Source organism: Streptomyces sp. AC558_RSS880 (assembly GCF_019049255.1).
Taxonomy (GTDB): domain Bacteria; phylum Actinomycetota; class Actinomycetes; order Streptomycetales; family Streptomycetaceae; genus Streptomyces.
Window position 1 is genome coordinate 334,556 of record NZ_JAGMUJ010000150.1, and the last position, 20,228, is coordinate 354,783.

Sequence of the window (20,228 nt, forward strand, 5' to 3'; positions counted from 1 at the left end):
CTTCACCCCACCGGGCCGGCGTACGGTGCGTGGTGTTCACGACGTCGGCGGAGGAGAAGACGATGACGCACCGCGCGCTGATCACGGGTATCGGAGGCAGGGAGCCGAAGGTCGACGGGGACGCCTTCGTGGCGCCCACGGCCTCGGTGATCGGGGACGTGACGCTGCACGCGGGCGCGAGTGTCTGGTACGGGGCGGTGCTGCGCGGGGACGTGGAGCGGATCTCCGTCGGGGCGAGCAGCAATGTGCAGGACAACTGCACGTTGCACGCCGATCCGGGGTTTCCGGTCAGCGTGGGCGAGCGGGTCTCCATCGGGCACAACGCGGTGGTCCACGGGGCGACCGTGGGCGACGACTGTCTGATCGGGATGGGGGCGACGGTGCTGAACGGTGCCGTGATCGGCGCGGGGTCGCTGGTCGCCGCTCAGGCGTTGGTGCCGCAGGGGATGGAGGTACCGCCCGGGTCGCTGGTCGCGGGGGTGCCGGCGAAGGTGCGGCGGGAGCTGACTCCGGAGGAGCGGGAGGGGCTCACTCTCAACGGCACGATGTACGCGGAGTTGGCCAAGGCCCACCGGGAAGAGCACGGGGCGTAACGGTTGCCGGCAGCCTGCGGGTCGGGTGTGGTTTCTCGCGCCCACGCGGCGGAGCCGCACATCGACACAGCCCCGCGCCCCTGTCGGGGCGTCCTAGTCACCGGTGACGACAGGCTCCGGCGTTCGTGGCGATGCCTTCTTCGCCTTGCGCTTCAGTACCAGCATCGATGTCACGCCGATCAGTACCGCCAGCACCAGGCCCAGCCACGAGAAGCGCTTCAGCCAGGACTCGGCGACGATGCCGACGTAGTAGACGACGGCGGTGGTGCCGCCCGCCCAGACGATGCCGCCGAGGACGTTGGCGATCAGGAACTTCCAGTACGGCATCCGCAGCACACCCGCGAGCGGGCCGGCGAAGATGCGCAGCAGGGCCACGAAGCGGCCGAAGAAGACGGCCCACACGCCCCACTTCGTGAAGGACCGCTCGGCGGTCGCGATGTGCCCCTCGCTGAAGTGGCGGGGGAACCTGGCACCCAGCCAGGCCAGCAGCGGCCGTCCGCCCTTGCGGCCGATGGCGTAGCCGATCGAGTCGCCGACGATCGCGCCGGCGGTGGCGCAGGCGCCGAGGACCACCGGGTCGATGTCGCCGTGCTGGGAGGCGAGCAGCGCGGAGGAGACCAGGATGATCTCGCCCGGCAGCGGGATGCCCAGGCTCTCCAGCCCGATGACCAGCCCCACCAGGGCGTACACGGCGACCGCGGGCACCGTCTCGAGCCACTCCTGCACGTGCAACGCCCCGTCCTCCCGGTCCGCCGTTCGTGCGCCCGGGTCCCGGCGCACGAACGGGAAGCCTACCGGGCCGTGCCGTGTCCGGTCCGGCCGCGGAGCCGGTGGTCAGCCGTTGGGACGCAGGGTCCAGACGACGGTCATCTCGCCGGTGACGGCGCCGTCCTCGCGGCGGATGGCGACCGAGACCGGGAACTCGGGGCGCACGCCCCCGTCGAGTTCGGCGACGACCTCGGCGGCCGGACGGCCGAGGGTCGCGGTGGCGGTGACCGGGCCCATCGCCAGCTTCTTGTAGGCGATCTCGGCGCTGACGGCCAGCGGCACGGCCCGCGCGAGCTGGTCCCCGAACGCGGCGAGCACGATCGCGCCGCTCGCCGACTCGCCGAGGGTGAACATCGCGCCGGCGTGCGGCCCGCCCACGTGGTTGTGGTAGTCGGCCTGGTCCGGCAGGGCCACCACGGCCCGCTCGGGCGTGGTCTCCAAGAACTGGAGGTTGAGGGTCCGGGCCATGGGCACCGTGGCGGCGAGCATCTCGCCGATGGACATCTGGTCTGCGCTCATGAGCGGCAGGTTACCCGCGAGTAGCCTCAAGTCGCCATGCCGTGCGGCATCCGGTTCGCTACGTCCCCGTCAACGGGCGGTGACCCAATCGTGTCCCTGGCGCGGCTAGGGTTGCTGCCCATGTGGCCAGGACAGCAGCCGCCCGGGGGCGAGCAGAACCCGCAGTCGGACAACCCGTACCAGCAGCAGCCGGGGTACCAACAGCCGAATCCGTACCAGCAGCCCGGCTATCAGCAGCCGAACCCGTACCAGCAGCAGCCGGGGTGGGGCGCGCAGACCGTGGCGGGCGGCCCGCAGCCACCGCAGGGCGGGGGCGGTGGGAACCGGACGAAGCTGGTGGCGATCGTGGCGGCGACGGCCGTGGTCGTGGCCGCCGGTGTCACCGGGTTCCTGGTGCTCGGCGGGGACAAGGACGACGAGGCCGACGGCAAGAAGGACGCCAAGCCGACCGCGACCGTGTCCAAGGACACCTCCGCCGAACCGAGCGCCTCCGCCTCGGACGACAACCCGCGCGGCGGCGAGGAGGAGAAGGCGACCGTTCCGGGCTGGCAGGTCGTCGTCAACACCCGCTTCGGCACCAAGTTCGACGTCCCGGCCGACTGGGAGATCGAGACGCCCGGCACCAGCGTGGGCTTCGAGTGGGAGGAGAAGGACGGTGAGCTGAGCAGCACCACCGTCACCGCCCCCGCGTATCTGAAGTCCAAGTGGTGCACGAGCGACGCCAACAAGGACGGCCGCGAGGAGGACACCGCCCTCGCCACCGCCGGAACCCGCGGTGAGACCGGCGCCAAGACCACCCAGGAGGCGGCCGAGACCCGGGTCCCGTGGTGGATCTACGGCGGGTACACACAGCCCGACAAGAAGAGCCTCACGTACGAGAAGCCGAAGGCGTACACCACGGCGTCGGGCATCGAGGGTCACGTCGCCACGGCGCGTTCGGAGAACACGCCGCAGAACGGCAAGTGCGACAGCGACGGCAAGGCGATCACCTTCGCCTTCAAGAACGGCGCCGGGGACTTCGTCACCTGGAACCTGTACGGCGCCAGGGGCGTCAAGGACGAGATCCCGGAGGCGACCGTGCAGAAGATCCTCAGCACGGTGCGCCTCACCGAGGAAGCGCCGACGGAGTCCTAGCAGGTCCGGGGGCCGGCATCCCGTTTGGCAAGTCGGCCCCGGCCCGGCGATAGTCACGGGGTGCCGACCACCGCATCCCGCCGCCGTCCCGCCTGGACCGGCCGCAACTACTCCCTGCTGACCGCCGCCGCCGTGGTGACCAACCTGGGCAGTCACGGCGCGCTGATCGCCGCCGCGTTCGCCGTGCTGGAGGCGGGCGGCGACGGCGGCGACGTGGGGCTGGTGGCCGCCGCCCGCACCCTGCCGCTGGTGCTGTTCCTGCTGATCGGCGGTGCCGTCGCGGACCGGCTGCCGCGCCACCGGGTGATGGTCTCGGCCAACGCCCTGAACTGTGTCTCGCAGGCCGCTTTCGCGGCGCTCGTCCTGGCGGGCGAGGCACAGCTGTGGCAGATGATGCTGCTCAGCGCGCTCGGCGGTACCGGTCATGCGTTCTTCAGCCCGGCCGCCGAGGGCATGTTGCTGTCCTCGGTCGAGGGCGAGCAGGCCGGCCGGGCGTTCGCGGTGTTCCGGATGGCGATGCACGGAGCGACGCTCGGCGGCGCCGCGCTGGGCGGGGCCATGGTCGCCGCGATCGGGCCGGGCTGGGTGCTGGCGGCGGACGCGGCGGCCTTCGCGGTCGCGGCGGCGCTGCGGGCGTTCCTCGACGTGAGGCACATACCGCCGCGCGCCCCCGGCGGCGGCATGCTCGCCGATCTGAAGGAGGGCTGGCGGGAGTTCACCGGCCGGCCCTGGCTGTGGGGCATCGTCGTCCAGTTCTCCGTCGCCAACGCGGTCGTCGGCGCGGCCGACGCGGTCTACGGGCCGCTCGTCGCCCGGGACCATCTGGGCGGCGCCGGTCCGTGGGGCGTGGCGCTGGCGTTCTTCGGCGGGGGCACGGTGGTGGGCGCGCTGCTGATGACCCGCTGGCAGCCGCGCCGTCTGCTGTTCGCCGGCACCCTGTGCGTGTTCCCGCTGGCCCTGCCGTCCGCCGCGCTCGCCGTGCCGGTGCCGGTCGCCGTGCTGTGCGCGGTGATGTTCGTGACCGGTGTGTCGCTGGAGGTGTTCGGCGTCTCCTGGATGACCGCGCTGCACCAGGAGATACCGGAGGAGAAGCTGTCCCGGGTCTCGGCGTACGACTGGTTCGGCTCGGTCGCGCTGGTGCCGGCGGCGATGGCCCTGGCGGGCCCGGCGGAGACGGCGTTCGGCCGCCCGGAGGCGTTGTGGGGATGCGCGGCGCTGGTCGTGGTCGTCACGGCGGCGGTGCTGTGCGTTCCGGACGTCCGCAATCTCCGCCGCCGGACCCACCGGGTCACCGGCGCGTCCACCGCACCGGCCGATGCCGGACGCCCCCTCGGGGAACTCGGGAAATCGCCGCGGGACTGAACCGCGGTCCGCGCCGCCGGACCCGCCACGCCGGCGGCGCCGGCCCGGACGGTGCGTCAGCCGATGCCGAACGCCCCTGCGGGGGGCTCGGGTGACGGTACGGCGTCCTCGTCCCGCACCGGGAGCGCGCCGCGGACGAAGTCCCGCAGCGCGGCCCCGTGTTCCACCCGGGCCGGGAAGGCGTCGGCGGCGGTGGCGCGGGACAGGGTGGCGATGTCCAGGGGCCGGTGGGCGGCGGCCAGGACCGCGTTGCCGAAGCGGCGGCCGCGCAGCACTCCCGGCTCGGCGATGAGCGCCAGCTCCTCGAACCGCGTGCCCAGGGTGGCGATCTGGGAGCGGAGGAAGGCGAACGGGGCCGCGTCCGCGAGATTGGCGAGATAGACCCCGCCGGGCCGCAGGACGCGCGCGGCCTCCTGTGCGTAGGCGGCGGAGGTCAGGTGTGCCGGGACCCGCGAGCCGCCGAAGACGTCGGCGACCAGGACGTCCGCGCTGTCGTCGGGGGCCGTCTCCAGCCAGGCGCGGGCGTCCGCCGCGTGCAGCGTGACATCGGCGTCGGCGGGGAGGGGCAGGTGCTCGGCGACCAGCTCCAGCAGTCCCCGGTCGAACTCCACGACGTGCTGCCGGGAACCGGGGCGGGTGGCGGCCAGGTAGCGGGGCAGGGTGAGCGCCCCGCCGCCGAGGTGCAGCGCGTCCAGCGGACGCCCCGGTTCCGCCACGGTGTCGAGGACATGCCCGAGCCGCCGGGTGTACTCGAACTCCAGATGCGCCGGCTCGTCCAGGTCGACGTACGACTGCGGCGCACCGTCGACGGTGAGCAGCCAGGCCCGCTCCCGGTCCACGTCGGGCATCAGCTTGGCGGTGCCGTGATCGACGACGCGGGTCACGGGGATGGGCTCGCTCACCGTCCCATTGTGTGCCGTCGTCCGTACGGACGGCCGCCCGCCCCCTGTCCGGGAGCGGGCGGCCGTCCGCCGCTCAGCCGACCGCCGTCACCGTGCCGGCGCCGACCGTGCGGCCGCCCTCGCGGATGGCGAAGCCGAGCCCGGACTCCAGGGGCACGTCCCGTCCCAGCTCCACGGTCATGGTGACCGTGTCCCCGGGCCGCGCCACCGCCGCCTCGCCGAGGTCGACGTCGCCCACGACGTCCGCCGTGCGGATGTAGAACTGCGGCCGGTACCCGGTCGACACCGGTGTCGTACGGCCGCCCTCGCGGGCGGACAGCACGTACACCTGCGCGGTGAAGCGCCGGCTCGGCACCACGCTGCCCGGCGCGGCCACCACGTGCCCGCGCCGCACCGCGTCGCGCGGCACCCCGCGCAGCAGCAGCGCCACGTTGTCGCCGGCCTGCGCCTCCTCCATGGGCTTGCCGAAGGTCTCCAGGCCGGTCACCACGGTCTCCACCCCGGCGCCGAGCACCTCGACCCGGTCGCCGACGCGAACCGTGCCGCGCTCCACCGCGCCGGTCACGACGGTGCCCCGGCCGGTGATGGTGAGCACGTTCTCCACCGGCAGCAGGAACGGCGCGTCCAGGTACCGCTCGGGCATGGGCACGTACGTGTCCACCGCGTCGAGCAGCGCGTCGATCGACGCCGTCCAGCGCGGGTCGCCCTCCAGCGCCTTCAGCCCGGAGACCCGTACGACGGGCGCGGACTCGCCGCCGTAGCCGTGCGCGGAGAGCAGGTCGCGGACCTCCAGCTCGACCAGGTCGGTCAGCTCCTCGTCCCCCGCGTCGGCCTTGTTGATCGCCACGACGATGTGGTCCACGCCCACCTGGCGGGCGAGCAGCACGTGTTCGGCGGTCTGCGGCATGATCCCGTCGAGCGCGGAGACGACGAGGATCGCCCCGTCGAGCTGCGCGGCACCGGTGACCATGTTCTTGACGTAGTCGGCGTGGCCGGGCATGTCGACGTGGGCGTAGTGCCGGGTGTCGGTCTCGTACTCGACGTGCGCGATGTTGATGGTGATGCCGCGGGCGGCCTCCTCCGGCGCCCGGTCGATGCGGTCGAACGGGACGAAACTGCCGGAGCCGCGCTCGGCGAGGACCTTGGTGATGGCGGCGGTCAGGGTGGTCTTGCCGTGGTCGACATGGCCCATCGTGCCGATGTTCAGATGCGGTTTGGTGCGGACGTACGCCGTCTTGGACATGGCGGTACCTCGAAGCCTCTCGGTGGTGACGCGTGACGGCCCCGGGCGCGGCGGATCGGCGCGCGGCCGGGACGGGGACCCCAGGAACCTGGCCGACCCTCCCCCTGGGGGGTCCGCCGGACGATCCGGGGAGGGTCAGCTTCGGGCGCCGTCGACGGCGGCGAGGAGAGCGGGAACGGCAGCCTTCGGGGCATCCGCGACCGCGGATGCTGCGAGGTGGAAGGCGTACCGGAACATGGTGTCGATCATTGCCGACGCCCCGCCCCGCGTCGAATGGTTTTCCGCGAGGGTGCGGGAGCCGGGCGGCTACGCGCCGATGTTCCTCAGCGCCTCCCGCACCGACAGCGGCGCGAACCGTCCCTGTTCGCGCGCCAGGAAGGCCCGTACGGCGTCGGGGTCGGTCTTGGCGTACTCACGCAGGCACCAGCCGATGGCCTTGCGGATGAAGAAGTCCTGGTGGCCGGAGCGGCGCAGGCAGTAGTCGAAGAGGCGCGCGGTGTCGGTGCGCTCCTTGTGGCGCAGCTGGTGGAGCAGGGCGGTGCGGGCGAGCCACAGGTCGCCGTCGCCGATCCACTCGTCCATCTCGGCGGTGAGGCTCCGGTCGGCGGCGACCAGCGCCCCGACGACGTGCGCGGCGAGCAGGTCGACGGTGTCCCACCACGGGACCGTGGTGACGAGGTGCCGGGCGACGGGCAGGAAACCGGAGGAGCAGTGCCGTACGTGGCGGCGCAGGTAGTCCACGGCGAAGTACTGGTACTCGCGCTCGGGCAGCTCCCAGCAGCGCAGGGCGACGGCCGTGCAGTCGGCCTCGCCGGGGCGGGGCAGTCCCTCCACGACGGTGCGGGACAGGGCGCGGCGGACCGGGGTGGTCAGGCCGAGGAAGGGGGCGACGTCCTTCATGTAGGCGCGCATCGCCACGGCCCGTTCCGGGTCGGCCGCCGGCCCGTACGTGGCGGTGAGCCGCTCCAGCACCGTGTCGGCGAGCGGACTGTCCGGCACACGCGGTGCCGCCGTACCGTCCTCTGTGACGCGCATGAGACGAACACTACGGCGATCACACACATATGTCGGTTAGTGTCACCGGATGCTCGATGCCACCACCCGCTCTGGGGGCACCGCCACGGCCTCTCCCCGGGCCACCGCCACGGACCTCGCGGTACCGCTCCCGCCGGCCCCCGCCACACGATTCGCCGCCCGCTGCGTCAGCGTCCTGCTGTCGCCGTGGTCACGGCTGTCCCTGCTGGTCGCCCTGCTCCTCACCGCCGCGTCGCTGATGCTGGCCTTCGAGCCGCAGCGGCTGCTGACCGACGGCTGGCCGGACCGGCTCGGCGGGGCCGCGGCGATCGTGGCGTACGCGGTGACCTACGGGGTGTGCACGGTGGCGTTCGTGCCGCGCCCGCTGCTGAACCTCGCCGCCGGCGCGCTGTTCGGCTCCCAGCTCGGCCTGGCTGGGGCGCTGGGCGGCACGGTGCTGGGCGCCGGGCTGGCCTTCTGCCTGGGGCGGGCGCTCGGCCAGGAGGCGCTCCGTCCGCTGCTGCGCGGACGCTGGCTGAAGGCCGCGGACGACCAGCTGAGCCGGCACGGCTTCCGCTCGATGCTGGCGGCCCGGCTGTTCCCGGGCATCCCGTTCGCCGCCTCCAACTACTGCGCCGCCGTCTCCCGCATGGGCCTGCTGCCGTTCCTGCTGGCGACGGCGCTCGGCTCGATCCCGAACACCGCCGCCTACGTGGTGGCCGGCGCCCGCGCGTCGACGCCGACGTCCCCGGCCTTCCTGATCGCGCTGGCCTGCATCGCCGTACCGGGCCTGGCGGGCGCGGTGGTGGCGTGGCGCAAGCGGCACCGGCTGCGCGGGCGGTGAGCCGGCCGGCGGTGCGTCAGACGCGTTCGAGCACCATGGCGTTGGCGAGGCCACCGGCCTCGCACATGGTCTGCAGGGCGTAACGGGCGCCGCGTTCGCGCATCGCGTGGACCAGGGTCGTCGTCAGCCGGGTGCCGCTGGCGCCGAGCGGATGGCCGAGGGCTATGGCGCCGCCGTGCACGTTGACCCTGGACAGGTCGGCGCCGGTCTCCTGCTGCCAGGCCAGGACCACGCTGGAGAACGCCTCGTTGACCTCGAACAGGTCGATGTCGTCGAGCGACAGGGAGGCGCGGCGCAGCACCTTCTCGGTGGCCGGGACGACACCGGTGAGCATCAGCAGCGGGTCGGATCCGGTGACGGCGAAGCTGTGCAGCCGGGCGAGGGGGCGCAGGCCGAGGCGGGCGGCGGTCTCGCTCGAGGTGATGAGCACGGCGGAGGCGCCGTCGTTGACCGGGCTGGCGTTGCCCGCGGTGACGTTCCACTCGATCTGCGGGAAGCGCTCGGCGAAGACCGGGTCGTGGTAGGCGGACCGCAGACCGGCCAGGGTCTCGGTGGTGCTGTCCGGCCGTACGCACTCGTCGCGGGTGACGCCGTCCAGGGGTGCGGTCTCGGCGTCGAACAGTCCGGCGTCCCAGGCCGCGGCGGCCTTGCGGTGCGAGGAGACGGCGAAGGCGTCCATCTGCTCGCGGGTGAGCGACCACTTGGCGGCGATCAGCTCGGCGCTGATGCCCTGCGGGACGAGCCCCTCCGGGTAGCGCCCGGCGACTCCGGGGCCGAAGGGGTCCTGGCCGGCGGGCACGTTGGACCACATCGGCACCCGGCTCATGGACTCCACGCCGCAGGCGACGACGAGGTCGTACGCGCCGGAGATGACGCCCTGCGCCGCGAAGTGCACGGCCTGCTGGGAGGAGCCGCACTGACGGTCCACGGTGGTGGCCGGCACCGACTCGGGCAGGCCGGCGGACAGGACGGCGTAGCGGGTGGTGTTCATGGCCTGCTCGCCGACCTGGTCGACGGTGCCGCCGATGACGTCGTCGATCAGCGCGGGGTCCACACCGGAGCGTTCGACGAGGGTGCGCAGGGTGTGGGCGAGGAGTTCCACGGGGTGGACGTGGGCGAGGGCGCCCTGCGGCTTGCCCTTGCCGATGGGGGTGCGTACGGCTTCGACGACTACTGCGTCACGCATGGTGCGGGCCTCCTTGGCCGGGACCGGTTCAGGACGACGTACCAGTGAGTAGGAAATCCGAACTCACCATAGCCCTTCGAGTTGGAAAAACAAACCCTCCCCTAGACTCGGTCGTATGGCCGCCTCCAAAGACCCGCGCCCCTGTTCGATCGCCGACACGCTCGCCCTGGTCGGCGAGAAGTACTCGCTGCTCGTCCTGCGCGAGGTGTGCCTCGGCAACGGCCGCTTCGACCAACTGGTGCGCAACATCGGCGCTCCGCGCGACATCCTGGCCACCCGATTGCGGCGACTGGTCGACGCCGGGATCCTCGCCAAGCACCCCTACAGCGAGCGCCCGCAGCGCTTCGAGTACCGGCCCACCCCGGCGGGACTGGAGCTGGAGCCCGTTCTGCTGACCCTCAAGGAGTGGGGCGACCGCCATCTGCACCAGGACGGCGACCTGCCCATGGTGCTCGAGCACGTCTGCGGCAACGAGTTCGTCCCGGTCGTCACCTGCCGGGCCTGTGGCGACGAGGCGCGGCACGAGGACCTGACCTCGCATCCGCAGGCGCCGGGTTGGACGGTGGGCGGCCCGACGACGGCCTGAGCCGCCACTTCCCGCCGAGGGCGCGCGGCCGTGAAGCCCCTGTGTCGGGGCTGTCATCTTGGGGCGCTACGCTTCCCCCTCGGCGCACCTGATCATCGATCACCGCCCACAGCGGTGCGGTGCGCTCCGTCGCCCGTCCCACGATCGGCACTTGGACTCCGCTACCTCATGTCTTGGTTCGAATCACTCATCCTCGGACTCGTCCAGGGGCTGACCGAGTTCCTGCCCGTCTCCTCCAGCGCGCACCTGCGGCTGACCGCGGCCTTCTCCGGCTGGGAGGACCCGGGCGCGGCCTTCACCGCGATCACCCAGATCGGCACGGAGACCGCGGTCCTGATCTACTTCCGCAAGGACATCGGACGGATCCTGTCGGCCTGGACCCGCTCGCTGACGAACAAGGAGATGCGCCGCGACCAGGACGCGCGCATGGGCTGGCTCGTCATCGTGGGCTCCATCCCGATCGGTGTGCTCGGGGTGACGCTCAAGGACCAGATCGAGGGTCCGTTCCGTGACCTGCGGCTCACCGCGGCGATGCTGATCGGCATGGGCATCGTGCTCGGCGTCGCCGACCGTCTCGCGGCGCGGGACGAGAGCGGCGGCCGGCACCGTGTGGCCAAGCGGCGCAAGGAGCTCGGGGACCTGACCGTCAAGGACGGTCTGATCTACGGCGTCTGCCAGGCCATGGCCCTCATCCCGGGTGTCTCCCGCTCCGGCGCCACCATCAGCGGCGGTCTGTTCATGGGTTACCGGCGCGAGGCCGCGGCCCGCTACTCCTTCCTGCTCGCCATCCCCGCGGTGCTGGCCTCCGGCCTCTTCGAGCTGAAGGACGCGGCGGAGGGCGGGCACGTCTCCTGGGGCCCGACGCTCTTCGCGACGGTCATCGCCTTCGCGGTCGGGTACGCGGTGATCGCCTGGTTCATGAAGTTCATCTCGACCAAGAGCTTCATGCCGTTCGTCTGGTACCGCATCGCGCTCGGCATCGTCATCATCGTGCTGGTCTCCACGGGCGCCCTCAGCCCGCACGCGGCGGAGTCGGCGGGCTGACCCCCCGGGCGGAAACGCGGCCCCGGGGCGGGAGCACGACCCCGGGGAGGGAACGTGACCCGGGCACGTGACCGAAGACATACGGTGCGCGTAGCCGTCCGGTAGCGCGCTGTCAGTCCCTGGCCCTAGGCTTGTCCGCATGTCCCCCGATTTAGTGACCCCTGGTTCCGCGCGGTCCGCCGCCGAGGTCAACGAGCAGATCCGCGCGCTGTGGCTGCGCGCGGGCGGGTCCCTGTCCGCCCAGGAGCGCGAGCAGTACGAACTGCTGGTGGTCGAGTGGGCGGCGGCGATCCGCGGCCGCGTCGTCAAGGCGGCCTGACCCTCCACCGCCCTCGCGGCGCGGCTCAGCGCCCGCCCGCCACCCTCAGCACCGCCCCCGTGGTGTACGAGGCGTCCGGCGACATCAGCCACGCCACGGCCGCCGCGATCTCCTCGGCCCGTCCCACCCGCCGCAGCGGAACGTTCCCGGCGATCTCCCGGGCACGGTCCGGGGCTCCCATGGCGGCGTGCATCTCCGTGTCGATCGCGCCCGGCGCGACCGCGTTGACCCGGATGCCGTCCGGACCGAGCTCCTTGGACAGGCCGAGGGTCAGGGCGTCGACGGCGGCCTTCGTCGCCGCGTAGTGCACGAACTCACCGGGGCTGCCCAGGGTGGCGGCTCCCGAGGAGATGTTCACGATCACGCCTTCACCCCGGGGCGTCATGAGCTGCGCCGCCCGCCGCGCACACAGCAGCGTCCCCATGAGGTTGACGTCGACGACCCGTCGCAGGGTGTCCGTCCCGACCTCGGTGAACCGCCCCAGCGGCCCGGTGACCGCCGCGTTGTTCACCAGCCCCGTCACCGGTCCGAGCTCCCGCTCCGCCACCTCGAAGAGCCGCTCGACGTCCGCCTCGACGGCCGTGTCCGCGCGCACGGTCACGGCCCGCGCCCCGGCCGCCCGCACCCTCTCCGCCACGTCCTCGGCGGCCGCGGAGTCCCGGACGTAGTTCACCGCCACGTCGTGCCCCTCCGCCGCGAGCCGCAGACAGGTCGCGGCACCGATCCCCCGGCTGCCGCCGGTGACCACCGTGACGAGACGCTTCATGAATACCTCCGGACGAAGAACGCGGGACGAAGAACGCGGGACGAAGAACGCGGGACGAAGAACGCGGGACGAAGAGCGCGGGACGAAGAGCGCGGGACGAAGAGCGCGGGACGAAGAGCGCGGGACGAAGAGCGCGGGACGAAGAGCGCGGGACGAAGATCCTCAGGCTCTCAGATGCGCGAGCACGTCGTCGTCGAGGGGGTAGGGGCGCTCCTCGGGCAGCAGCCCGGCCGCACGGTCGAGCTCCCCTTCGCGCACCAGGCCATGGATCTCCGTGGCGAGCGGTGTCACGTCCTCGATGCCCACGATCCACTCGTCCGCGTACCGCGCGGCCGCCTCCCCGGCGAGTCCCAGCTGGAGCGAGCGGTACGGCAACGGGTCGAGGCGCAGATCCCGCTCCGGGTCCCACTGCACCCGCGCGGGCGCCTTCCGCAGCTCCCGCTTCCAGGTGCCGCCGTCACCGTGCAGGGCGGGCACGTAGTGCGACAGACACGCGTTCCGCAGCGCCCACACGAACCCCTCCCGGCTGATCTCCACGGCCAGCACGGTCTCCTGGTCCTTCTTGGTGCCCCACCCGCAGCGGTACATCATCCACAGGAACGACGGCTTGATCCATGTCAAGGCGCGTTCGCAGACCTTTTGCTCCGGTGGTAGTGGGCTCTGATCAATGCGGCCTCGTGTCTCCTCTCACTTGAAGCCTTGAGTCATCAAAACGACAACACCGATCTGCCACTACGCGTACCATGTCGGACGGTTGGCAACATACGTCACGGTGGCCCACATTGCTTCACCCGCCCCGGGACTATGCCGGGATGCTGGGAGGGGTGTACGGCGCTGGGCGGCAAGACATGGTCCTCCGATGGGGGACACCACGCCATCAAAGGTTTCGCTTTTCAGTTCGATGCATCATTGCTGCAAGTCCTGACGAACCCCGGTGTAGCCGTCGAGATCGAGGGCGCACAGGATATTGGTGTTCGCACCTTCCATATCCAGGTCAAACACAGAAGTACCTCGTATGCCCTTTCACGGATCGCGCCAGCGGTGCGACAAATGATGGGCCAGTTCGCCGCTGACAATACAGCCAGATTCGCGCTCTATGGACATTTCCCCGATCGGACCCCTGGCGAGACATTGCGAATCAGCAGGGAGGAGCTAGAAACTGCACTCGGGGAACTTTCTGACGACTACAGCAATGACATCAAAGATTGGTTCACGAAATCTTTCGAGGTGATTTTTGCACCGGACTTCGTGTCACAGTTTAGTTCAGTCCTTGATCATCTGAAGCGAACGCTTCGGGCACGGAGTGAAGCGGAAGCCCTTTGTTGGCATGCGGTAATCCATGGATACCTGCGTGATGTCATCCTGAAGCGGCCACCAGGAGAGCGGAGCATCACTCTTCACGACCTGAGAGATCTAGTACATCAGGCTCGCACAGCCGTCTTCGAGGCCAGTTATGCTCAGGTTTGTGGCCACGAAAAATATTTGAGACTGATTCGCGAGGAGTACAAGAGCATCACCGCACATGTGCCACCTCGAGAACGACTTATCATCGTTGAATGCGACGATCAGACTCACCCGCTGGACCTAGTCGACGTCGCGGTATGTCTCCAGCGCCGATACTTCGCCGGCGAGTCGCCAGCACCATATGTATGCTTCCGCGGCCCAATTGGATTGCTCTCGATTAAGCATGCCCTTTGGCAGCAAAGAGTGCACTTCCATGACGGGTTTGACTATGGTGGTGCAGAGTTTAGCGCCCAAAGCCTTGTTTCCCCACGCCTTCCTGGCCATGGAATCAAGCTGGTCGATTCCTTGATTTTGGCGCAACTAGTCGGCCATGTGAAAATGAACGAAGTGCATGACTTCTACCTCACTGAACCAACAGAGAATCTATTCCATGATGCCAGGGTGCGGCATGTGATCGTTCAGTCACCTTCCGATCTGCGTGAAGTCTTCAAGAGTGGGGGTAGCGGTGTCAAGCGCTGAGGTTGTAGGGGTTTACCCCGACCGCATCAAAATCGCTGTCACTGATATCAAGGAGCTTTCCGAGGGAGATCCTCTCAAGGTCGGCTCTTATTTGCGAGTGTTTGATAGTGCTGATTGTTCCATCATTGCCATCATCGAAAACTTTTCGATCGAACTAAAGCCCATTGCTTCAGGGAATGGATCGGGCCCTTCGGAGTACCAACGGGTGTACATTCTGGAAGCCTTGCCTCTCGGATTCCTCGACACAGACGGCAACTTCGAGCGGGGTGGAGGAAGTATTGCAATCCCCCCTAAATCGGTTGAAGTGGCGACGCGCAGCGAGGTCCAAAAGGTGTACGACACCGTTCCGGATGAAAAGAAATTCCTGTTTGCTCGGCTAGCGCACGAACGTCACGTGGATGTCCCGGTTGACGGGGACAAGTTCTTTAACCGACACCTCGCGATTGTTGGTTCCACTGGATCTGGAAAGTCGCATGCGATGGCTAGAATCATCCAAACTGCAACTGGTATGAGAGATTCCCAGCATGGGGACTACCGGCTCAACAATACGCATATCGTAATTTTCGACATTCACTGTGAATATCAGACCGCTTTCCCCGATGCGAACTTTCTAAATGTTCATCAGCTCACGCTGCCCTTCTGGTTGCTGAATTCCGAAGAACTGCAGGATCTCTTGATCGAGAGCAGTGAGGAGCAGTCGCATAACCAAGTCGCCATCTTGAAGCGCGCCGTAACTGATAGCCGACGAGCGCATTTTGATGGCGAAGAGAAGTTGAAGGAGCGCATCCACTACGATTCGCCTCTTCGGTTTGATTTCGAGGATGTATTGACGGCGGTCCGCGACAAGAACCAGGAGATGATCGATGGGGCCCGCGGCCCAAAGCAGGGGCAATTGCACGGGAAGCTGGATAATTTCCTCACCCGTCTGGAGAATCGCTTCAACGACCGCCGGCTTGACTTCTTGATGGGACAGCGAGCGAAAGAAACAACTCTTGAGGAGACTCTGAGGCAGTTCACTGGTTACACAACTGACTCCACATCCAATGTCACCGTGATCGACCTCAGCGGCGTCCCGTTTGAGGTCTTGAGCATCACCGTTTCACTCATTTCTCGGCTTCTCTTTGACTATGCGTATTATTACAAGAAGACGCATCCCGAAATGCGAACGGATACCCCGCTTTTGGTGGTGTACGAGGAGGCGCACAAGTACGTCCCGAAGGGGGGACCGGCGAAATATAACGCCGCCCGAAAGGCGATTGAGCGAATCGCTAAAGAGGGCCGCAAGTATGGCATCACGGCCGCAATTGTCAGCCAAAGGCCATCAGAGATTTCCGAGACAATCTTCTCCCAATGCAGCAATTTCCTTGCAATGCGGTTGACGAACCCTGAGGATCAGAACTATGTGAAGCGACTAATTCCTGACTCTCTCGGGCCGTTAACGCAGTCGCTTCCTATGCTTTCCTCGGGTGAGGCATTACTCATTGGAGACGCCGCTGTCATGCCTTCACTCGTACGCTTGGAGGAAGCACTGCCGGTGCCCTCTTCAAGCGACGTGCGATACCTACAGGAATGGGTGCGCCCCTGGCACGATGTACTGTTTCCGCCGATCGTTGCCGATTGGGAGCACTAACCTCGACACAGCCAAGAGAACGTCCTCTATGGGTAGGCGAAGGTTGTTGACCAGAAGGAGATACAGCAGTGAGCGGAAGATTCCCGGAAGTCGATTGGTTCTGCGACCGGTGCCACGAGTACCTGAATAATCAGTCCGGCTTCGACGATAGCAAATACACCTGGAAGTGCACAGACTGCGGCCACAAGAACAGCATTTCGAAAGACAATATATACGAATCCCATGAGGACTTCCTCAGGTCTGAATAACCTATAGCTCAGGTCACTCTCGTGCACGCGGGTTGTCCCGGGTACGGTCGTAGTCGTGTCTGGCGTGCGTCGGGTTGGTCACCCGTGGGCGTGCGCTAGTTGATCGCGCGCGACTAGGGGAGCTGGTACGGGCATGGCGGTTGACGCTGCTCGGTCGGATGAGGGGTTCACGTCGGAGAGGGCTGCGCGGGTGATGAGTGCCGCGTGCCGGGTGGCGGGGCTGGATGACGAGGACGCAGAGCTGATCCGGTTCGGGGAGAATGCTCTATTTCGTCTGGCGTCGGTACCCATGGTCGTGCGTGTCGCACGGGGGAAAGAGTGGCTACCCAAAGCACGTATCGAGGTGGCTGTATCTCGGTGGTTGGGGGGTGAGGGCTTCCCCGGGGCGCGCATCCTCGACGACCTCGAACAGCCGCTCTTGATCGATGGACACCCGGTGACCTTCTGGCACCTCATCCGTGAGGGTGACCGCAAGGCGACGTACGGGGAGTTGGGCGGCATACTTCGAGATCTCCACTCGATGACGTTGCCGGCTGGAGTGGAGTTTCCCTCGTTCGATCCCTTCGGCAAGCAAGAGCTTCGGATCGGTCGGGCCCCGATCCCGGAGGACGACCGGGTCTTCCTGAGGAAGCGCTGGCGTGAGCTGCGTGATCAGTTCGAAGAGCTGAGCTTCGAGACTTCCAAGGGACCTGTCCACGGCGACGCCCACGTGCAGAACCTCATGGTGGACGATCAAGGGCAAGTCATCTTGATCGACTTTGAGGCGTTCTGCTTCGATCACCCGGAGTGGGACCTGATGGTCACGGCCACGGAGCACCACAGCCTTGGGTGGCAGACCGACGAGCAGTACGACGACTTCGTGCGGACCTATGGGCGGGACCTTTACGACTGGCCCGGTTACGACACCCTGCGTCGGCTCCAAGAGTTCGGTATGACGACGTGGCTCATGCAGAACGTGCGGGAGGACGAGAGGACGGCTGCCGAGTACCGCCGGCGCATCTCGGCCCTGCGTAACGACGATGCGCCTCGGGACTGGCGGCCGTGGTAGTCGCTACTCGTCGTCGTCCAGACGGGCGAGTGCCTCGCTCACCTTCTCTTTGAACGCGACTACGGCAGGGTGGGCCGCGTGTGCGCTCACCTCCGCCTGGAAGTCGGTCACGTAGCGCTGGAAGCGGGAGGACTGAAGGGAGTCTCCGCCGTCGACTGCGAGAGTCGCGGTAGTGACCGCGGCTTCCAAGTCACCGCTTATGAGCTGGCTTTGGGCGAGCACCATGCGGCAGAACCCCAGGGTGCGGGCGTATGCCGGGTCGGTGCTGTCGACGGCGCGCTGTGCCTGCTCAACTGCTTCCCGGCGCATCCGCAGATCGCGGAAGCAGTGACAGAACTCGCCCGTGAGTTCCGCTTCGTCGAAGTAGCTCAGCCATGCGGGGTCGTCGGCGCTGTCGGCCTGTTCGAAGTGGCGTTCCGCTTCGTTCATCGCGCGGGCGGCGCCGGCCTTCTCGCCTGCGTTGGAGAGGGCGCGGGCCTCCATGGCCCAATAGTTGGACATGGCGCGTGGGGTGGCTCGGCCCTTGGCTCCCTCGACGGCTGCGCGGGCGAGCTGGATGGCCTGGGCGTGGTTGCCGAGGTAGTTCGCCTGGTGGCTGAGGTTGCCGAGGATGCGGGCGCCGAACATGCGGTCGTCGATGACCTGGGTCAGACGGAGCGTGGATGACAGGTAGCGATGGGCGAGCCGGTGGTTCCCGGTGTCGTAGGCGGTCCACGCAAGGAGTTGGGAGACCTCGGCGGCGGCGCCGAATAAGGCGGTGCCCACCTTCTCGCTGTAACTGACGTCCAACAGGGGCAGCACTTCGTGGCGGAAGTAGTGGCGTAACGCCTTGTGGCCGTGGCCTCCGCCGTACTTGAAGTCGAGCTGCATGAACATGCCTGCGGCGTCCCTGATCGCGCGTACGTCGCGCATGCCGACCCGTTGGTGAGTGGGACGGTCGGCCTGGACGCCGTCGGGGCGCGCGATCATCCATGACAGAACGGCTGAACTGAGGTCACCGTCGGTAACGATCAGCTGATCATCGGGGGGAGCCCCGACGGTCTCGTCTGCCAGGCTGCCCAGTGTGGCGAGCACTTCGGGGACGGTGTTCGGGTAGCCGACCGGCTGAGGGACGGTGGGCCGGGCGTGGTCGAAGAAGCCGAGATCGCCGGGCCTGATGTGGCGGCCGAGTTTGGTGCTCAGTACGTCCGCCATGATCGCTGCTGTCTGGGGCTGGATGCCCGCGCCGTCTCGCCATCGCTGCACGGATACGTGCGTCGTTCCAAGGTTGATGCCGCGTGCGGCGGCGGTGTCCTTCATACGCTTGGCAAGGCCTTTGTTCGAGACCTTGGCCTGCTCCATGACAGCGATCAACTGCGCGTTCGGCTCTCGGCTCATGCTCCCCTGCCAACCCGAGAATGACGGCGAGTGTTCATCGTGTCACAGCAGTATCAGCCTTGGGGGTTCATTGATGAACCCCCTTTGCCTTTGCCGGTGTTCACGTGAACCCCCTGGTGAACGCTCCCGGTCACGCCTGCTTCGCCGTGTACTGGCGTGCGTGAAGCAAGCGGTGCCATGAGGGCCGCGGACCCTCGGAAGGGGAAGTCATGGATGCGGGGAAGACCGAACGGTTGGCGGGTGAGCTGGACGCGTACGCGCACTGGTTCGCGATGCCGGAGCCGTACTCGGACGGGCACTTCATGACGTTGACGCTGTTCGCCGAGTTCAGTGACACGGCGCGCGTCGCGCGCTACATGACGGCCGTGTTCCTCCGGGGTGCGGGCGCCTGTGCGGTCGTGGACGATGCTCGGCTGGTCGTCTCGGAGCTGGTCGGCAACGTGGTGAACCACGCCGTACCGGACCGGCATCTGTCCACCCCCGGTGGCTGTCGGCGCATCGACCTGATCTTCAAGCTGTGGCCGAAGTGGCTGTTCATCGGTGTCGCCGACGAGGATTCGACTCCTCCGCTGCTTCCGGTGGGAGAGACGTTCTCCTCGGGCCTGCTCGGAGAGTTGCCTGAAGCGGTGCTGCCCGACAGCGGTCGGGGGCTGCTCATCGCTCAGCGCCTGGCGGCGGCGGTCTGGTGGACGCCGGAGGAACGCGGCGGAAAGACGATCTGGGCCCGCTTCGACCTGAACAGCGAAGAAGAGCCAGTGCCGCACTGATGATCTCCGGGCCGCTGCCCTTGTTCTGCTCCTTCGCGATCGGGAGCGGGGGCGGCCCGGTAACCGGCCGGAGCTTGACCCCTCCGGCCAGGGCGCGGCTCCTCCGGGACTTCCGGGAGCTCCCCTCCCCGGCCGGAGGGCCGCGCCTGACAACCACAAACCGAGACCGGGCCACCCCATCAGCCCTGGAAAGCGAAGGGTGGCCCGGCTGGGAACGCGGCGGTTCCCGGTGCCTGATGGTACCGGGGCCGCCGTGCTGCGTGTTTGCCCTGGTCCAAAGAGATTTGATGATGCGTTACCTGGATCGGGACAGAGGTGGGCAAGGTGACTGGCTCGGGCGAGAGCTGGCTGAGCGATGGGCTTGACGATGTCGCAGGGGACGACTGCGGCCTGTGGGTGCCGGGAGTCGACTACGTTTCGGGCTGGCGCACGGCGCGTGAGGCTGCCGACCGGTTGAACCGCGCGCTCCTCGGAGCGAGCTTCGAGCTGTCCGCCGTGCGGGCTGTCGCCTCGACGGACAGGGACGGGCGCGGGGTCGTGCGGCTGGCGGGCCGGCCGGAAGCGGTTGAGCTGCTCGCCGGGCTCCTGGAACAACTCGCCGATGGCAGCGGCAGTGCGTCATGAAGGGCCTTCTCGCCGGTGAGCGGCGCACGTGGGCACGTCGCCTGCCGGAGAGACTTTGGGCGGTAGCTGCCATGGGGCGAGTGAACGGGGGGCCCTACGCTGGCCCGGCGAATCGGGCAGGCACTGGTCCTGCCCGCGTATGTGCCCGATGGGCCCCCTGTTCTTCGAGGCTCGCCCCATGGGAGCTGCCTAAAGTCTCGGAGGCCGGCGACCCCCGGCCGACCACGCCCCGGCCTACGACTGCCCGTCGACGCCTCGACTTCATGGGTGG

At 68.3% G+C, this 20,228-nt stretch carries 21 protein-coding genes; 12 read left to right on the forward strand and 9 right to left on the reverse strand.

Annotation, left to right across the window (positions count from 1 at the left end; translation table 11 throughout):
• Window positions 1-62 precede the first annotated feature (62 nt).
• Window positions 63-593 carry a gamma carbonic anhydrase family protein gene (locus KUM38_RS34720; protein WP_217135506.1) on the forward strand — a complete coding sequence of 177 codons (531 nt, stop codon included), beginning with the start codon at window positions 63-65 and terminating at the stop codon, window positions 591-593.
• A 93-nt stretch (window positions 594-686) separates the two neighbouring features.
• On the opposite strand, the gene KUM38_RS34725 is transcribed toward KUM38_RS34720, so the two are convergent.
• On the reverse strand, window positions 687-1,325 hold the full coding sequence (locus tag KUM38_RS34725; RefSeq protein ID WP_217135656.1) for a DedA family protein: 639 nt from the start codon (window positions 1,323-1,325) through the stop codon (window positions 687-689).
• 102 nt (window positions 1,326-1,427) lie between these two features.
• Window positions 1,428-1,865: a DUF4442 domain-containing protein gene (locus KUM38_RS34730; RefSeq protein ID WP_217135657.1), complete on the reverse strand. Its 438-nt coding sequence runs from the start codon at window positions 1,863-1,865 to the stop codon at window positions 1,428-1,430.
• A 135-nt stretch (window positions 1,866-2,000) separates the two neighbouring features.
• Between KUM38_RS34730 and KUM38_RS34735 the strand changes: the two genes are divergently transcribed.
• Entirely contained in the window at window positions 2,001-3,014 is a 1,014-nt protein-coding gene (locus KUM38_RS34735) for a hypothetical protein (RefSeq protein ID WP_217135508.1), read from the forward strand.
• Between the two features lie 60 nt (window positions 3,015-3,074).
• Window positions 3,075-4,376: an MFS transporter gene (locus KUM38_RS34740; protein ID WP_217135510.1), complete on the forward strand. Its 1,302-nt coding sequence runs from the start codon at window positions 3,075-3,077 to the stop codon at window positions 4,374-4,376.
• Window positions 4,377-4,432: 56 nt separating this feature from the next.
• Here the strand turns inward: KUM38_RS34740 and KUM38_RS34745 are convergent, their stop codons facing one another.
• The 3 genes from KUM38_RS34745 to KUM38_RS34755 form a co-directional block, all read right to left on the reverse strand.
• Entirely contained in the window at window positions 4,433-5,278 is an 846-nt protein-coding gene (locus KUM38_RS34745) for a spermidine synthase (protein ID WP_217135512.1), read from the reverse strand.
• A 73-nt stretch (window positions 5,279-5,351) separates the two neighbouring features.
• Window positions 5,352-6,521 carry an elongation factor Tu gene (gene tuf / locus KUM38_RS34750; RefSeq protein WP_217135514.1) on the reverse strand — a complete coding sequence of 390 codons (1,170 nt, stop codon included), beginning with the start codon at window positions 6,519-6,521 and terminating at the stop codon, window positions 5,352-5,354.
• A gap of 306 nt (window positions 6,522-6,827) precedes the next feature.
• Entirely contained in the window at window positions 6,828-7,556 is a 729-nt protein-coding gene (locus tag KUM38_RS34755; RefSeq protein WP_217135516.1) for a DNA alkylation repair protein, read from the reverse strand.
• Window positions 7,557-7,605: 49 nt separating this feature from the next.
• Here KUM38_RS34755 and KUM38_RS34760 point away from each other — a divergent pair, with 49 nt between their 5' ends.
• Window positions 7,606-8,379 carry a TVP38/TMEM64 family protein gene (locus KUM38_RS34760; RefSeq protein WP_217135518.1) on the forward strand — a complete coding sequence of 258 codons (774 nt, stop codon included), beginning with the start codon at window positions 7,606-7,608 and terminating at the stop codon, window positions 8,377-8,379.
• Between the two features lie 16 nt (window positions 8,380-8,395).
• Here KUM38_RS34760 and KUM38_RS34765 read toward each other — a convergent pair whose 3' ends face one another.
• Complete coding sequence (locus tag KUM38_RS34765) at window positions 8,396-9,565, reverse strand: thiolase family protein (protein WP_217135520.1); 1,170 nt, start codon at window positions 9,563-9,565, stop codon at window positions 8,396-8,398.
• Between the two features lie 115 nt (window positions 9,566-9,680).
• On the opposite strand from KUM38_RS34765, the gene KUM38_RS34770 reads away from it, so the two are divergent.
• The 3 genes from KUM38_RS34770 to KUM38_RS34780 all read left to right on the forward strand — a co-directional run bounded on the left by KUM38_RS34770 (window position 9,681) and on the right by KUM38_RS34780 (window position 11,514).
• Window positions 9,681-10,151: a helix-turn-helix domain-containing protein gene (locus KUM38_RS34770; protein ID WP_217135522.1), complete on the forward strand. Its 471-nt coding sequence runs from the start codon at window positions 9,681-9,683 to the stop codon at window positions 10,149-10,151.
• A gap of 168 nt (window positions 10,152-10,319) precedes the next feature.
• Window positions 10,320-11,195 carry an undecaprenyl-diphosphate phosphatase gene (locus tag KUM38_RS34775; RefSeq protein ID WP_217135524.1) on the forward strand — a complete coding sequence of 292 codons (876 nt, stop codon included), beginning with the start codon at window positions 10,320-10,322 and terminating at the stop codon, window positions 11,193-11,195.
• A 139-nt stretch (window positions 11,196-11,334) separates the two neighbouring features.
• Window positions 11,335-11,514, forward strand: a complete 180-nt coding sequence (locus KUM38_RS34780; protein WP_085570927.1) for a hypothetical protein — start codon at window positions 11,335-11,337, stop codon at window positions 11,512-11,514.
• 25 nt (window positions 11,515-11,539) lie between these two features.
• Here the strand turns inward: KUM38_RS34780 and KUM38_RS34785 are convergent, their stop codons facing one another.
• Both KUM38_RS34785 and KUM38_RS34790 read right to left on the reverse strand, forming a co-directional pair.
• Window positions 11,540-12,280: an SDR family NAD(P)-dependent oxidoreductase gene (locus tag KUM38_RS34785; protein ID WP_217135526.1), complete on the reverse strand. Its 741-nt coding sequence runs from the start codon at window positions 12,278-12,280 to the stop codon at window positions 11,540-11,542.
• Window positions 12,281-12,442: 162 nt separating this feature from the next.
• Window positions 12,443-12,949 (reverse strand): DUF4291 domain-containing protein, encoded by a 507-nt coding sequence (locus KUM38_RS34790; protein ID WP_217135659.1) that lies wholly within the window; start codon window positions 12,947-12,949, stop codon window positions 12,443-12,445.
• A gap of 240 nt (window positions 12,950-13,189) precedes the next feature.
• Between KUM38_RS34790 and KUM38_RS34795 the strand changes: the two genes are divergently transcribed.
• The 3 genes from KUM38_RS34795 (at window position 13,190) to KUM38_RS34805 (ending at window position 17,189) form a co-directional block, all read left to right on the forward strand.
• The gene (locus KUM38_RS34795) at window positions 13,190-14,263 is read left to right on the forward strand and encodes a hypothetical protein (RefSeq protein WP_217135529.1); all 1,074 of its coding nucleotides are present in this window, start codon (window positions 13,190-13,192) and stop codon (window positions 14,261-14,263) included.
• Window positions 14,250-15,893 (forward strand): ATP-binding protein, encoded by a 1,644-nt coding sequence (locus KUM38_RS34800; protein WP_217135531.1) that lies wholly within the window; start codon window positions 14,250-14,252, stop codon window positions 15,891-15,893. Before KUM38_RS34795 ends, KUM38_RS34800 begins: the two co-directional genes overlap by 14 nt.
• A 381-nt stretch (window positions 15,894-16,274) precedes the next feature.
• Window positions 16,275-17,189, forward strand: coding sequence for an aminoglycoside phosphotransferase family protein (locus KUM38_RS34805; protein WP_217135533.1), 915 nt, complete (start codon window positions 16,275-16,277; stop codon window positions 17,187-17,189).
• Window positions 17,190-17,192: 3 nt separating this feature from the next.
• Here KUM38_RS34805 and KUM38_RS34810 read toward each other — a convergent pair whose 3' ends face one another.
• Window positions 17,193-18,566: a sporulation protein gene (locus KUM38_RS34810; RefSeq protein WP_217135535.1), complete on the reverse strand. Its 1,374-nt coding sequence runs from the start codon at window positions 18,564-18,566 to the stop codon at window positions 17,193-17,195.
• A gap of 209 nt (window positions 18,567-18,775) precedes the next feature.
• On the opposite strand from KUM38_RS34810, the gene KUM38_RS34815 reads away from it, so the two are divergent.
• Window positions 18,776-19,333: an ATP-binding protein gene (locus tag KUM38_RS34815; RefSeq protein WP_217135537.1), complete on the forward strand. Its 558-nt coding sequence runs from the start codon at window positions 18,776-18,778 to the stop codon at window positions 19,331-19,333.
• Window positions 19,334-19,657: 324 nt separating this feature from the next.
• Window positions 19,658-19,957 (forward strand): hypothetical protein, encoded by a 300-nt coding sequence (locus tag KUM38_RS34820; protein WP_217135661.1) that lies wholly within the window; start codon window positions 19,658-19,660, stop codon window positions 19,955-19,957.
• Window positions 19,958-20,228 lie beyond the last annotated feature (271 nt).